General features: G+C 41.0%; 15 protein-coding genes. 4 read left to right on the top strand and 11 right to left on the bottom strand.

What is annotated here, in order from left to right; genetic code table 11:
- Nucleotides 1-45 precede the first annotated feature (45 nt).
- The 4 genes from HNR53_RS13415 to HNR53_RS13400 all read right to left on the bottom strand — a co-directional run bounded on the left by HNR53_RS13415 (nucleotide 46) and on the right by HNR53_RS13400 (nucleotide 3,968).
- Nucleotides 46-252 (bottom strand): DUF2249 domain-containing protein, encoded by a 207-nt coding sequence (locus HNR53_RS13415; protein ID WP_184526815.1) that lies wholly within the window; start codon nucleotides 250-252, stop codon nucleotides 46-48.
- Entirely contained in the window at nucleotides 252-491 is a 240-nt protein-coding gene (locus HNR53_RS13410; RefSeq protein ID WP_184526813.1) for a DUF2249 domain-containing protein, read from the bottom strand. The genes HNR53_RS13415 and HNR53_RS13410 overlap by 1 nt, the downstream gene beginning before the upstream one ends.
- 541 nt (nucleotides 492-1,032) lie before the next feature.
- Complete coding sequence (gene yppF / locus HNR53_RS13405) at nucleotides 1,033-1,257, bottom strand: YppF family protein (protein WP_184526811.1); 225 nt, start codon at nucleotides 1,255-1,257, stop codon at nucleotides 1,033-1,035.
- A gap of 653 nt (nucleotides 1,258-1,910) precedes the next feature.
- Nucleotides 1,911-3,968, bottom strand: coding sequence for a sensor domain-containing protein (locus tag HNR53_RS13400; protein WP_184526810.1), 2,058 nt, complete (start codon nucleotides 3,966-3,968; stop codon nucleotides 1,911-1,913).
- Nucleotides 3,969-4,536: 568 nt separating this feature from the next.
- Between HNR53_RS13400 and galE the strand changes: the two genes are divergently transcribed.
- Nucleotides 4,537-5,547: a UDP-glucose 4-epimerase GalE gene (galE, locus tag HNR53_RS13395; protein WP_184526808.1), complete on the top strand. Its 1,011-nt coding sequence runs from the start codon at nucleotides 4,537-4,539 to the stop codon at nucleotides 5,545-5,547.
- Between the two features lie 183 nt (nucleotides 5,548-5,730).
- Here galE and HNR53_RS13390 read toward each other — a convergent pair whose 3' ends face one another.
- Nucleotides 5,731-5,958: a helix-turn-helix transcriptional regulator gene (locus HNR53_RS13390; RefSeq protein ID WP_184526805.1), complete on the bottom strand. Its 228-nt coding sequence runs from the start codon at nucleotides 5,956-5,958 to the stop codon at nucleotides 5,731-5,733.
- A 420-nt stretch (nucleotides 5,959-6,378) separates the two neighbouring features.
- Here HNR53_RS13390 and HNR53_RS13385 point away from each other — a divergent pair, with 420 nt between their 5' ends.
- Both HNR53_RS13385 and HNR53_RS13380 read left to right on the top strand, forming a co-directional pair.
- On the top strand, nucleotides 6,379-6,564 hold the full coding sequence (locus HNR53_RS13385; RefSeq protein WP_184526803.1) for a CDGSH iron-sulfur domain-containing protein: 186 nt from the start codon (nucleotides 6,379-6,381) through the stop codon (nucleotides 6,562-6,564).
- 180 nt (nucleotides 6,565-6,744) lie between these two features.
- Complete coding sequence (locus tag HNR53_RS13380) at nucleotides 6,745-7,608, top strand: fumarylacetoacetate hydrolase family protein (protein WP_184526801.1); 864 nt, start codon at nucleotides 6,745-6,747, stop codon at nucleotides 7,606-7,608.
- Nucleotides 7,609-7,886: 278 nt separating this feature from the next.
- Here HNR53_RS13380 and HNR53_RS13375 read toward each other — a convergent pair whose 3' ends face one another.
- The 3 genes from HNR53_RS13375 to HNR53_RS13365 form a co-directional block, all read right to left on the bottom strand.
- Nucleotides 7,887-8,408 (bottom strand): endolytic transglycosylase MltG, encoded by a 522-nt coding sequence (locus HNR53_RS13375; RefSeq protein WP_221452329.1) that lies wholly within the window; start codon nucleotides 8,406-8,408, stop codon nucleotides 7,887-7,889.
- Nucleotides 8,405-8,776 (bottom strand): hypothetical protein, encoded by a 372-nt coding sequence (locus HNR53_RS13370; protein WP_184526799.1) that lies wholly within the window; start codon nucleotides 8,774-8,776, stop codon nucleotides 8,405-8,407. The genes HNR53_RS13375 and HNR53_RS13370 overlap by 4 nt, the downstream gene beginning before the upstream one ends.
- Nucleotides 8,777-9,059: 283 nt before the next feature.
- The gene (locus HNR53_RS13365; protein ID WP_184526798.1) at nucleotides 9,060-9,461 is read right to left on the bottom strand and encodes a bacteriohemerythrin; all 402 of its coding nucleotides are present in this window, start codon (nucleotides 9,459-9,461) and stop codon (nucleotides 9,060-9,062) included.
- A gap of 670 nt (nucleotides 9,462-10,131) precedes the next feature.
- Here HNR53_RS13365 and HNR53_RS13360 point away from each other — a divergent pair.
- On the top strand, nucleotides 10,132-10,596 hold the full coding sequence (locus HNR53_RS13360) for a hypothetical protein (RefSeq protein ID WP_184526796.1): 465 nt from the start codon (nucleotides 10,132-10,134) through the stop codon (nucleotides 10,594-10,596).
- A gap of 142 nt (nucleotides 10,597-10,738) precedes the next feature.
- Here HNR53_RS13360 and HNR53_RS13355 read toward each other — a convergent pair whose 3' ends face one another.
- The 3 genes from HNR53_RS13355 to HNR53_RS23430 form a co-directional block, all read right to left on the bottom strand.
- Complete coding sequence (locus HNR53_RS13355) at nucleotides 10,739-11,587, bottom strand: family 1 encapsulin nanocompartment shell protein (protein WP_184526794.1); 849 nt, start codon at nucleotides 11,585-11,587, stop codon at nucleotides 10,739-10,741.
- Between the two features lie 309 nt (nucleotides 11,588-11,896).
- Nucleotides 11,897-12,487, bottom strand: coding sequence for an IMEF encapsulin system ferritin-like cargo protein (locus HNR53_RS13350; protein WP_184526792.1), 591 nt, complete (start codon nucleotides 12,485-12,487; stop codon nucleotides 11,897-11,899).
- A 240-nt stretch (nucleotides 12,488-12,727) separates the two neighbouring features.
- A complete protein-coding gene (locus HNR53_RS23430; RefSeq protein ID WP_281391835.1) occupies nucleotides 12,728-12,856 on the bottom strand; it encodes a hypothetical protein in 129 nt (42 codons plus the stop codon).
- Nucleotides 12,857-13,050: the final 194 nt, after the last annotated feature.

Raw genomic sequence — 13,050 nt, 5'->3', positions numbered from 1 at the left:
AAGGGACGGTTCTCACGTTTCCCTAATTCCTTCCAGTCCCCTAAATCATTTCGTAATCTCAATCAAGAAACTGCCATCATCCTGCGGTGTGGTAACATGCTTGTACCCTTTTTCCTCCAGCTGTTCATAAAGAAACATCGGGCGGCGGTCATTAATAATTGAAAGGGTTTCACCTTCAGGCAGCTCCTCCAAAGCAGCCAGTGTCCGCATCATCGGTTCCGGCGGTTCCAGTCCGCGGTTATCCAACTTCATTATCTGTCACCACTCTTCGTAAAAGTGACCTTGAAGTGCTTGCTCTCCAGCTCTTCGATTTCATGCTCAAATCCTTTTCCCTTCAACACATTCAGCAGTGGAGTCGGTTTAAACGGGGCATGTAAAACAAAAACATCGCCTTGTTTCAAATCGCTTACCACACCCATGATTTTATGAAACGGATCTTCCTTTTTCGCTAAATCCTCGCGAACATCCAGCTCTACAGTAGTATTTCCCATTTATTATCTCTCCTTATCAAAAAGTTCATTATTTATTCATGTTCTCAATTAGAACCAATTTCTTATCTTTTCTAGTATTACTCTAACATCTTAAAATTATTGAATCTGTGACGCTGATCATATTTCCGAAAAATATTTGATTATCATTCTCACTAATTCGACACACCACTGTGAACTCTGGGAATTTGTCGAATAAAAGTTGCTGACAAAGACAGTTTGGAAGGAGCAGATGGGTTGATTTATTACCGGATGAAAAGGCAGGTTCTACAAGGGTATACAAAATTAATAGAAGAAAACGAAGCGGGTTCATTCCCGGATAGGGAAGCGTCTTGTATAGGAGTTGGGTGCAGCAGTCAATTTGAGCTGATGCGGAGGAGCAAATGGTGCGGTGTGAAAAAGAAATAGGCAAAAAATCTAAATTTCATGCAACAAGTAACGCATGACTGAATATTATAAAAAGCGAAAAGGTGAGCCACTATGAACGGGTAACTCACCTTTACTTTCATTATTTAATTAGAGTTTCTTTGGTGAGTACCAAGGGTTAAGAGGGGAGATCAACAACATCAAAAGGAACTACTTTAAAAAAATAGGATTGTGGTTTTTCAGCTTCTAATTTATCAAGTTCAGAAAATAATTTCTTATACTCTACAATGGATAATTCTCCGTAGATATAACATTTTTGGATATAATCAAGAACTTCATTGACATCTGACGGCTTACGATTCTTCTCAACTTCGAAACGGTGAATGGAGTTTTCCAGCATCATAATTTAAATCTCCTCACTTTTTTTGAATTTTATATTTTTTTTGATTTTTGAATGTATTAAGATTACTTCCTTCTGAAAAGAAGTATAGCATAGGATTTTCATTGGAACTAATTTCTGAAAATTTAAACTAACGACATTTTTCTCCATGATTTGTTATATAGGACGCTAAATCCCAAAAAATTGGGACCGATATCCAGCAAAATGAAGAAAATCACCCGTAATTTGTCGATAAGTTTTTTAAAAAAAGTCATCAAAAACAGAACGGTCTGTCAAAAATTAGGAATGAATAATATTGTGTATTAGTACAATTATTATCTGCTTAAAGTATAAAACATTCTGTTTCAGTCTTAAATAGGAAATGGGTGGGAACAATGATGATAAGGCTTATCCTGCTTTGTGCCGATAAAGCTGCTGTCGTTTAGACAACCCGCAATAATGAACTTAATTTCATTACCTTTTGTACGGCAGTCTGTTCTAAAACAGCTGTATATAAGCTCAAAAGTCACCCGGCTTTTACAAGGAATACGTTTATGGGCAAATGTCCTCAGCCCGGTATTTGAAACACGGCAGCCTGCTCTCTATCCCTGGGCAGGCAGGTCACCCAACAACTTTTACATACAAAAAAGCAGAGGCTCATTATTTCCTCTGCTTTTTTAGCGTGGCAGAAATTTACCCATTTTTAATAGCTGTTCGAATTCCTGAGTGGGGACAGGCTTGCTGTACAAATAACCCTGAATCTCATCCACATGGATTTCTTTCAAGAGCCGCAGCTGCTCAATGTTTTCTACCCCTTCCGCAACGGTGCGGATATTCAGTTTTTTTGCCAGTTGAATAATCGAAGCGACAATTTCAGAACTGACCGATTCAAGCGGAATTCCTTCTATAAAAGAACTATCGATTTTTAACGTGTTTGTTTTAAGGTTTTTTAAATAACTAAGTGAGGCATATCCTGTGCCGAAATCATCAATGGCCGTTTTAACCCCCATTAATTTTAGATTATCGATTTTGCCGGATACCATCGCTTCATCCTTCATCAAAGCCGTTTCCGTAATCTCAATTTCCAAATACTGCGGCTCCAGACCTGTCTGCTTTAGTACACGGGCCACTTCTTGAATCATCTCGGAATGTAAAAATTGGATCATCGAATAATTGACGGAAACGATAACCGGGGATAACCCGGCATCCTGCCACTTTTTATTTTGCCTGCAGGCTTGATACAGCACCCATTCCCCGATCTGGCCAATCAGTCCTTCCTCCTCAGCAAGAGGAATGAATTCCAGCGGAGATACAACGCCGAATTTCGGATGATTCCACCTGATTAAAGCCTCGGCACCAATGATTTTGTCGAGCCTCGGATCAATCCTTGGCTGGAAAAATAAGAAGAATTCTTCTTCCTTCAGCGCCCTTCGTAAATCATTTTTGAGCACCCATTTCTTTTCCAAGCTGTTGAGCATGTGGTTTGAATGCAAGAGATAGCCATTTTTTACCGCCGCCTTTGTTTGGTGCATCGCAAAGGAGGCATTTTTGATCAGGCATGTAAACCCTTTACAGCCATCCGGGTATATGCACATGCCGATATTCACATTGAGAAATAATTCATACCCATCGATGGCGAATGGCTGGCTGAATAAATGAATAATGCTTTTCGCGCCATTCACCAAATCCTCTTCCGCTATCTTGGGGAGGATGACCGCAAATTCGTTGCCATCAATACGGAATAAAGTCCCCTCAGGATGGACGAATTGGTTTAAGCGAATCGCCGCCCTTTGCAGCAGCTGGTCCCCCATTTCCGTTCCTAACGAGTCATTCACAAATTTGAGACCGTGTAAATCGATAATCATTAATGAAACCGTGCTCATTTTTTTCTGTGCTTCCGCTACTTCCATCTCTAATTGGGACTCGAATAATCTTCGGTTCGGAAGCTTTGTGAGAAAATCATAGTAGGCCATCTCGTAGTACTTTTCTTCTAATATCTTTCTGTCAGTCACATCCTGGCGGATCCCAATATATTGGTAAGGAATGCCATCCTTATTCAAAAGCGGCACAATCGTTGCGCTGCCCCACCAAATAGAACCGTCCTTTGCTTTATTACACGTTTCATTGCGCCAGATTTTCCCGCTGGTAATCGTTTGCCAAAGCTCCTCGAAATACTCCTTCGGATGCCGTCCTGATTTGACGATACGGTGATTGTTCCCCAGCAATTCCTCACGGCTGTACTTTGACACCTCACAAAATCGGTCGTTCACGTAAATAATATTTCCATCAGCATCCGTAGCCGTTACCGCCGCGGTATTCTCAAGCGCATAGGCCAATTTCTCCAATTTTGCTATTTGACTTGATTGTGATAAAGACCTCTCTGGTTTATCTAACAACGCTATGAATATACTTGAGTCATCCCGTACTTCATAGGAAAAGAGATGTAAAGAGAGCGCGCTTTGGTCCTTCCTTTTTCCTGTCAAAACAGCCTCTTTTTCTCCATTTTCAGGTCCTTTTTTTAAAAAAAGAACATCCTCTTCAGCAAACAAATCCCCTATTGTTTTGGACTGTAGTTCATCCCAGCTATAGCCCAGCATGTTCAGGAAATTTGAGTTTGCCAGCAATGTCTTTCCTTCTGGAGCAAACAAATAGATTCCTATTTGCAGTTCATCCATGAGAGAATAGTAAAACTCATTTCTCATCATTTCACTAAGTTGAAATGCATCCTGTTCCAAGTGAATTGCCTCCTGTTTAACAAATAAACCTCTCCATCGCAAGTCTAATATCCATTCACATCCCTAACCTTAATTTTGTTTCATCCAAGATTACAATCGAAAACCATCTCAACAGGATTGCGCTTTAGTTCTAAAGAACTTCGTATGAATGTCCTAGTCCAAACGGCTTTTTCTATTTTTATTAAATGCTGGTTCTTTCTATAAATATACTAGAACAGCCATATAGGAGTTTTGAATTTGTGTGTGTCTATTTTCCTAACTGAATCATCGCTAAATAATAATAGAACAAAAGTCATGTATATTTTGATTATACTAAAATATTTAGAAAAATGTAACCTGTTTGGCTCATAAATTTGGAATCACAAGAATAATTTCCTAACTAATAATAAGTCTTATAGCACTTCTGTCGTTCTTTTGGTCCCGCATTTTCACATCCGCATAGATTTTTCACAGTGTAATTGCTACAATCAGAAAGACAGGGAGAAACGCGGGGACGGTTCTCCTGTTTCTTTTTCAGACAAAGAAATGAGATACATCTATATATAGCGATTAGTAAGGAGAGAATTAGATGTCCATATTAGTTACAGGGGGAGCAGGCTATATCGGAAGCCATACCTGCGTCGAGCTGTTGAATGCCGGGTATGATGTGGTTGTAGCTGATAATCTATCAAATAGTAAGTACGAATCATTATCACGTGTCATGGAAATCACAGGGAAAACCCTGAAGTTTTATGAGGCAGATATTCTTGATAAGCAGGAGCTGGAAAAAATATTTGCCGAAAATTCCATTGAAGCCGTGATTCATTTTGCCGGATTGAAGGCAGTAGGGGAGTCGGTACGGCTGCCGCTTTACTATTACCATAATAATCTTACCGGAACCATTATCCTCTGTGAGGTTATGAACAAGTTTCGGGTGAAAAAATTGGTCTTCAGTTCATCCGCAACCGTTTATGGAGTGCCGGAAAAGATGCCGATTTCCGAGGATTTCCCTCTCGGTGCTACCAATCCGTATGGACGCAGTAAGCTGATGATTGAGGAGATGCTGCGTGATCTATATGTTTCGGATGCGGAGTGGAGCATTTCCTTGCTGCGTTATTTCAATCCCATCGGGGCTCATGAAAGCGGGCGGATTGGTGAGGATCCGAATGGAATTCCCAATAATCTTATGCCGTATATCACTCAAGTTGCTGTTGGCAAGCTGAAAGAACTGAGCGTCTTTGGCAGCGACTATCCTACACCGGACGGCACCGGGGTGCGCGATTACATTCATGTCGTCGATTTAGCCAAGGGTCATCTGAAAGCTTTAGAAAAAATCGTCTCCACAACCGGCATTGATGCCTATAACCTTGGTACAGGAACCGGCTGCAGCGTGCTCGAAACGGTCGCAGCATTTGAAAAAGCCTCAGGTAAAAAAGTTCCTTATCAGATCAGCGAACGCAGACCGGGAGACGTTGCCAGCTGCTATGCCGACCCGGCAAAAGCGAAAAATGAACTAGGCTGGACCGCCGAAAAAGGCATAGAAGAAATGTGCCGCGACTCCTGGCGCTGGCAGAAGAACAATCCAAACGGCTACGAGTAAACAAGGGGACGATTCTCTCGTTTCCATGATATTTCCCAATTTTGGAAAGCAGGGGGGATGCCTCTCTTGTTTACCTAATATTTCCTAAAAGAGAAAGACCGCCTTCCTATTCGATGCACATAAAAAAGTGATGCAGGCATTCAACTCCTGCATCACTTTTTCTTTATTTGGAATTTCTCTTGTTTAATATTTGTCCACCTTCCCGGCATAATCATCAAGCCTGAACAATTCTTCCACAGGAACATTGAATAACCGTGCCATTTTAAGGGCTAAATTTAGAGATGGATTAATATGTCTCCCGGATTCAATTTGGCTGATGGTACGCAAGTTGACATCGATAGCTTGGGCCAAATCCTTTTGTGATAGGCCATGACCGATGCGAAACTCCCTTACTCGATTATATAATTTCAAGTTGCAGTCCTTCCTTTCCCTCGTTCAGATATCCTTATACTCATTTTAAACGGAAAAAATATTATGTAAAAGAAGAATGTAATGAACCCGTAGTAAATAAAAAGGTTATTTCCGATTTTTCCCGATATTATCTATATAAAATGGAAATGCCGGCTAAAAAATGAAACTGGCCGATATAATAGGAAAAGTGGCCGATATATTACCCGAACTGACCGATATTTTTAAAAAAGCGGCCGATATATGACGCGAAGTGGTCGATATCATCAATCAGCCTCCGTTTTCTCCGCGAAAGGCACCCTCACAAGGATCCGTTCCGTGAATCATTTCCGCGCTTTTTGGCAATAGTAGTGAAGTGATATTAACGCTTGCAGCATAATATCTACAAAAATGAATTCCAAAAAGTGAAAGGTGGAAACACAGATGTCAGAAATGCAATTCTTAGACGATGGTCCAATTTTAGCAAAAGGCATGACTTTACTTGATGGTGCAGGAAACAAAATGGAAGCAAAAGAAGAGGCTTACCTCTGCCGCTGTGGTCTTTCGGACAATAAACCGTACTGTAATGGTGCCCACAAAGGGAAATTCGACAGCGATGTAAGAGCATAAGTAAAAAGGGCGGTTCTCTAGGTGCATCAGCACGGGGAACCGCCCTTTCATTTTTCAAAAACAGCACCCCTATTCAAACTAAGCCCCGCAGATCAATGCATCTCACTTTGTTGCAAAACTTTTCCAGTGTATAATTATAATAGGCTTACTGTGAATTTAAGTAGAAGAGGGTGTAAAGGAATGAGACTAGTAAATTTTAAAACTGAAGAGGGAATTCGTTTAGGAATTCAAACAGCAGCAGGCATTATCGATGTGGAAAAAGCAGCCCATACATATTCACTTAATGTTCCAACGACCATTGAGGACTCTATTGCCCGCGGGGAAGAGGGACTTTCCCAGCTGGCTCAGTTAGCGCAAAAAGACGCAGCTGTCATCCCAGAAGGAGAGATAACCTTTGCCCCATGTGTACTGAATCCGGAAAAAATCATCTGCGTCGGTTTAAACTACGCCGACCACGCCGCTGAATCGAACATGGACATCCCTGAATATCCTGTCCTTTTCAGCAAATTCAACAATGCTTTAGCAGCGCATAAGCAAATCATCCCGCTTCCTAAAACAGCGACAAACTTTGACTATGAAGCAGAATTAGTGATTGTGATCGGGAAAGAGGCGAAGGATGTTTCCAAGGAAGAGGCCCTTGATTATGTTTTCGGCTACACAGTGGGTAACGACTTATCCGCGCGTGACCTGCAATTCCGCACACCGCAATGGCTGCTCGGAAAAACGCCTGATCACTTTGGTCCAATCGGCCCGGCGCTCGTAACAGCAGACGAAGTCGATCCTGGGAACCTTGATATTTCTTTGAAGGTCAATGGAGAAGTGAAGCAGTCAGCAAATACATCGCAAATGATTTTCGACTGCGCCACCATTGTCAGCTACTTATCGCAGCACGTGACATTGAAACCAGGCGACTTAATCTTCTCTGGCACACCAGAAGGCGTCGTCCTCGGTTATCCGGAAGACCAGCGCCAATGGCTCAAATCCGGAGACGAAATCGAAGTATACATTGAAAACGTCGGCACTTTAGTGAATATTTTAGATTAATTTTTGAAAAAAAGGTCCTGTGAACGGGGCCTTTTTTTAGAAAAAATGCGGTTAGAATACAAATCGCTCTAACCTGACCGGAATTGCACCTAACTAAAGTGTAACCGCAGCAAATTTTCAATAATTGCACCATAACAGGAGAGAATTGCACCAAAAATAGAATAATTGCACCAGATCCCTTGGTTATTGCACAAATTAGAATAATGACAATCAACCAAGTCAAGCATGGACTCTTCCAAAACAAAAAAGGCCCCATGAAAATTCATGAGCCTCATTTATTAATGAAAGATGATACCGATAATCTGATCGGTTGTCATACCGCTTTCAATTTCAAAAATACCAGGGCGCAAGTTTCCGGAAAGACCGCGTCTTTCAACTTCCTGCGAGAATTCGAGAGCACTTGGAATAATCTTGGCCGTTTCCAACGTTCTGCCGACGTCGATACTCGTCATCCCTGAAGATACATTGACAACTGTTTTGTAAACCACTTTTTGTTCCGCAGCAGGTGCTGCTGGTTCCGTTTTTTCTTTCGTATTTGCTTTTTTCGCATTAGCTGCTTCTTTAGCTGCCTTTTCAGCATCAGCCTTTGCTGAAGCCACAACATCTTCCTGTTGCTGCCACTCTTTTTCTGTATGAATCACATAACCTTTTTCAGCTAATTCCGTTTTCATATCTTCTTCGGACATTTTTTTCACAGTCGTACCGTCACCTGAGCCACCGGAAAGATAGACAATCCCGAGGATTCCAGCGGCAACAATGAGTCCGCCTGCAAAACTTCTTAAAACAGCAGGTGTTATCATGAAACCACCTCGCCCCTTTCATTCTTTTTCACAAATGGAGCAGTCAGACGTTCAATTTCTTCCTTTGATAATTGCTTTTTAGAAGCGATCGTTTCAATGGAATAACCGCGTCTTTGCAAGTTCAGTAATTCACGAAGAAGGCTGCGTTCAGCGCTGGAGACTGAAATTCCAGCTTCAAGGGCCGTGATTTCACCATCAATCTCGACATTACGAAGTTGTTGTTGAAGCTGATGTATTTCATCCTTAAAAGTATAGGTCATTTGGTCTATTTGTTGTTCTATTGTTTTCTCATTCTGATTGTTTTTAACAAATGACACAACTAACAATGCAATAGCAAGAAGAAGCAATATGACTATCGTCCATCCCATTAAAAAAATCCTCCCTAACTTGAATCTTTTTTCTCACCATCATATTATACATGGATTGCTATCAGAATTCGATTGAAAACCAGAAAATACCTCAATAGTCATAGATATTCGATAAAAAATGAGTAGGTAGTTGGTGTCGAAAATTGACGATATTTTCCTATTTTATTTTACCAATGAAGGAAATCTGTGAAGCTAGTTTTTTCTGCGCGCGAAAAAGATGGAATTGATTAAATTCCACCTTTTTCGAGGGCTTTATGAAAAATTAATTTGGGGTACGTGGATATTATTGAATCCCTTTATCATTTAAATATGGACCATATTGCTTGTCAGTATTTGGAATATGTCCATATAACCAATCACGTACGTATGCAGTGATTTCTGGAGTGATTTCAGCTTCACCAGCTTTGAATTTGCCAACGATATCGCTAACAGCAGCAACTAAATCGTCATGCATTTTTTTGTGTGCTTCGTATTGAGGATATTCAGTTTCTACAAAATATTTTTCTTCAGTTGCAAAGTGGTCTACAACATATGCTACTAATGCGTCAAGGTTTTGATCAATAACTGCTCTGTCCCCAGAAAGTGATTCATCTAAAACGTTTACCAATCTAAAAATCTCTTGGTGTTGCTCATCTGCTGCAGATACGTTTGTTACATATTTTTCTTCCCAAGTCATTAATGCCATTTTCGAAAAACCTCCCATAATTTGTAAAAATTCCTTTGAACAATTTCATTTTATCATAAATAAAAACGCTTACAATTCGAAATTGCGTAAATAATTGAACATTTTGTGACAATTAAATCTTAAATAATAACATCTATCACTTAGAACGTCAATAAATAAGTTAACTAACATGAGAATATTTTTTAATATGGAAAAATGTTACAGTTTGGGTTTGGTTTTTCGCAGGAAATTCAAGGAAATTTCTATATATGAATTTTGCTGGGAGTGAAAGGAGGTAGTGCTTACTAATGCCCAAACACTGAGGCTGCATATGAAGGACAAAATTTGAAGAGAATCGCAAACAATGTCCTTCATCAGACATATAAGAAACATAATTCCGCCATTCTCACCAAGAATGGTCCGTTGGAAACAACATCCTTACATAAAAATGAAAACGGTTTAAATTGCCAAAGCCCCGATAGAACAGTGTTTTAGTCACATGTCACAGAATAGCCATGATTTCTCCTATTGACGATTGCTGCTTCTCCTTTTACAATGATAATGAAAATGATTCTCAATCGCACATTAACTTATCAACAAACATAACTAATGAAACCAATCAAGCAAAGTACGGTCCAATATCCAACTTGATCCAACTATCAATCCAAGTGAATAATAAGGAGATGACAGCATGTCCTATCAAATTAACGGTCTGAAAGATATCCATAAAATCTTAATGAACAACAGAAGAATCAATGGTGTAGTAGAAGTGGAAACACTTCGCCTTCGCACTGGGGAGGTTTATCACAATGCCGTTATCACAAATATCGACTTGATTGGATCCTCCATTTATTCCATTGGATTTATGACGGAGGATCAAGAAAACCTCATCATCAATATCAGTGAACTTGGCATGCTTCACGAAGCAAAACACAAAAAAATCCGCGAACTCAACAACCAAAGCTACAAAAAAATCAAAACAGAAGAGAAGCTTAAATTTTTACAACGCCTGTACCAAGTCAACGAAGGCAGCCGCAATCCGATTTTTGTGGAGGAGGCAGCTGCAATCATTGAAGATATTGGCCAGGAAGCAGCCGCAAAAGCAGTGGACACAAGCATTATTTTTCCAAAAGGCAGGGTTTATTCCATTGCCTAAAAGAAAGTGACGTCATTCATAAAAAGGTCCTCCCGCGGTTAGTGCTGCCGGCCCCGGTCCTTTTTTTTGCAGACAACATCAAACTAAGTGCCATGCCTCTCATAAAAAAAGGCTGACGCACGATCCGAGTCAGCCTGCTTGCTTATTCATGATGATCTTCCAGCGTACAAATCGCCGTCGGGCGCTTAATCCGCGGCACAATCGCCTCGTAGACGCGGAAGAAATAATTCATATTATCCTGATCCAAGAAGACTGTGTCGAAATCACTCGCTACCGCCAAATCCAGATTCTGCTTTCCGGCATCAACCACAGCACCGGTTCCGCCCTTAATCATTGGCGACTGGAACACACCCGCCGTCATTAACTCACGGATATGCTCAATTTCCAGCACATGCGTCCCCTGATGAACCCGATGCACCAACGCATATAGTTCAGGTGATAACACAAGGGCATAAGGACCGGTGTGACCCATCCGAAGCAGCTTATTCCGCGCCTCCACCACATCGCTGAAGGCATTCCCGGACTCCATCCAGTCGCTGCGGATATGAGTCAGTTTGCCCTTCACATTCATCAGACCCGGAATATGGAACTCCTTCGAACCGTTGAAAATCAAGTCATCCTCAAGCAGGGCACACTGCTGCGCCGCATTCGCCGAAGCCGAGAAATCAATCGGGCTTCCGAGCAGCTTGGCTTGCTGGATATCCCGCCAATACAGAATAAAATCCTTATAAAGCAGCGGAATCGTCAGCGTCACCCGCCGCGTCGGCACCGACAGCTCCGAATCCTCGCCGTGGAAATTAATCGCCCCGCGCTCTGTTGTCTCATAAATGTCATTCGTTACTGACTGAATTCCCTCGCCAAGAGGTCCATAAATATCAATAAACCGCCGGCCCACCAGCTGTTTCTTCGTACTCTCAAATACCGTCTTCTCAAGCTCCTGCCACTCATCCCTCGTCAACGAAGCCTCAGGAAACTGCATCACCTTATCCATTCATAACCACTTCCTTTTTTTATGTAAAAGCTTTGTTAAATCTTGTTGTTGATTCATAAACCGCCTTATGTGCATGGGTTCACTAAAGTTCCTTGTGCCAAGGAAAAGTCGTTCACGCCATACACATAAGGCTATTATCAACACTGAACTTTAACTGAGCCTATGTAAAAATAATTCCAATTTGGAAAATGAAGAAACACCCTGTGTTTACTCACTTCTTTCTATATTAATAACCGAATCTTTTGATGACTTGAACGTCCTTGGGTGTCTATCCATTATTGAGGGAAACGCAAGAACCATCCCCGTGTTTCACCCGTGTTTCAAACTTCCAACCGTCAGACCTTTTTTGGGGCGGGAAGTCGAGACGTGCTGCTGTGCTGGCTCATCTCCACCCGAATAGGCATCAATTTTAACTGCACCATGCCCGTCCTTTTCGTCCGTTGGAATGGCAGTTTGTAGTGGTGCTGCGCCGTGGAATGACCCGTTTAATGCGTTCAAAATCTCTTTCATCATCTGATAATCCGTAAAAGTAAAGTCGCGCAGCTCCTGGACCTTTGCTTCAAATTCCGTGCCCTTAAATTGAAAAAGGGATAAATCTAAATGTTCGAGAAAATTATGTAAGCCAAACTTCTCAAGGCTGATATCCTGCAGCAGGTGAACGAACTCAAGCTGATTATCGGGGACTTCGCCGCCAGTGTTTAAAATCGATTGAATCTTCGGCATCAGAATCGCCAATCGATCAGAGCGGTGCTCCTCTTCTTCGTAAATATGGTGCCAGTAAAGGCGCTCATGGTCATCCGTTGAAGTCTCCATAATCGGTGTAATCATCCCCATAAATTCGCCCAAAGCATCCTTTGTGCGCTTAAAAATCTCATCCATCTCAGAAAAACTCGTTTTCACCCAATTTCCCTCCCTTTACTACATACATTTCTTCCCATTTTTTAAAAACAATAAACCCGTTAATAAAGGAAAGGCAGGAAAAATTCCACTATTTAGGGAAATGCAAGAACCGTCCTCATGTTTCCTGAGCGCACAAAAAAAGCCAATCCTTTAGGATTCGCTCTGATTAGGAAAACGTATTAAAATGATCCATTCATAATAAATAGGCTCATTCAGCTGTATACGGCGGTATAGACATGGTTAATTAAATAGTCTTTTTCTCGGACGATTTCCGTACTTGATATAGAGGGCGCCTTCGCTCGATTTGAACAGTCTGATACCGATTAATTTTAATGGCGTTCCAATCTCTTTCATTGCAATTAATGGCATAGTTCATCTCTCCAATGCTTAATAGTATAATTAATTCCAATTATACCTCAAAAGAGAACATTTTACTAATGTGTGTTCTTTGGGTAGAACGAATCAATGGTATCCATTTATTAGGATTTTAAAATCCATCTAAATAATGATAAACTAATCTATGGACACATTTAATTCGTATATTTTGATATATTAATATAATA

This window comes from Bacillus benzoevorans, from assembly GCF_014207535.1.
Classification (GTDB): domain Bacteria; phylum Bacillota; class Bacilli; order Bacillales; family Cytobacillaceae; genus Bacillus_BD; species Bacillus_BD benzoevorans.
This window is presented reverse-complemented; position numbering and strand designations above follow the sequence as displayed.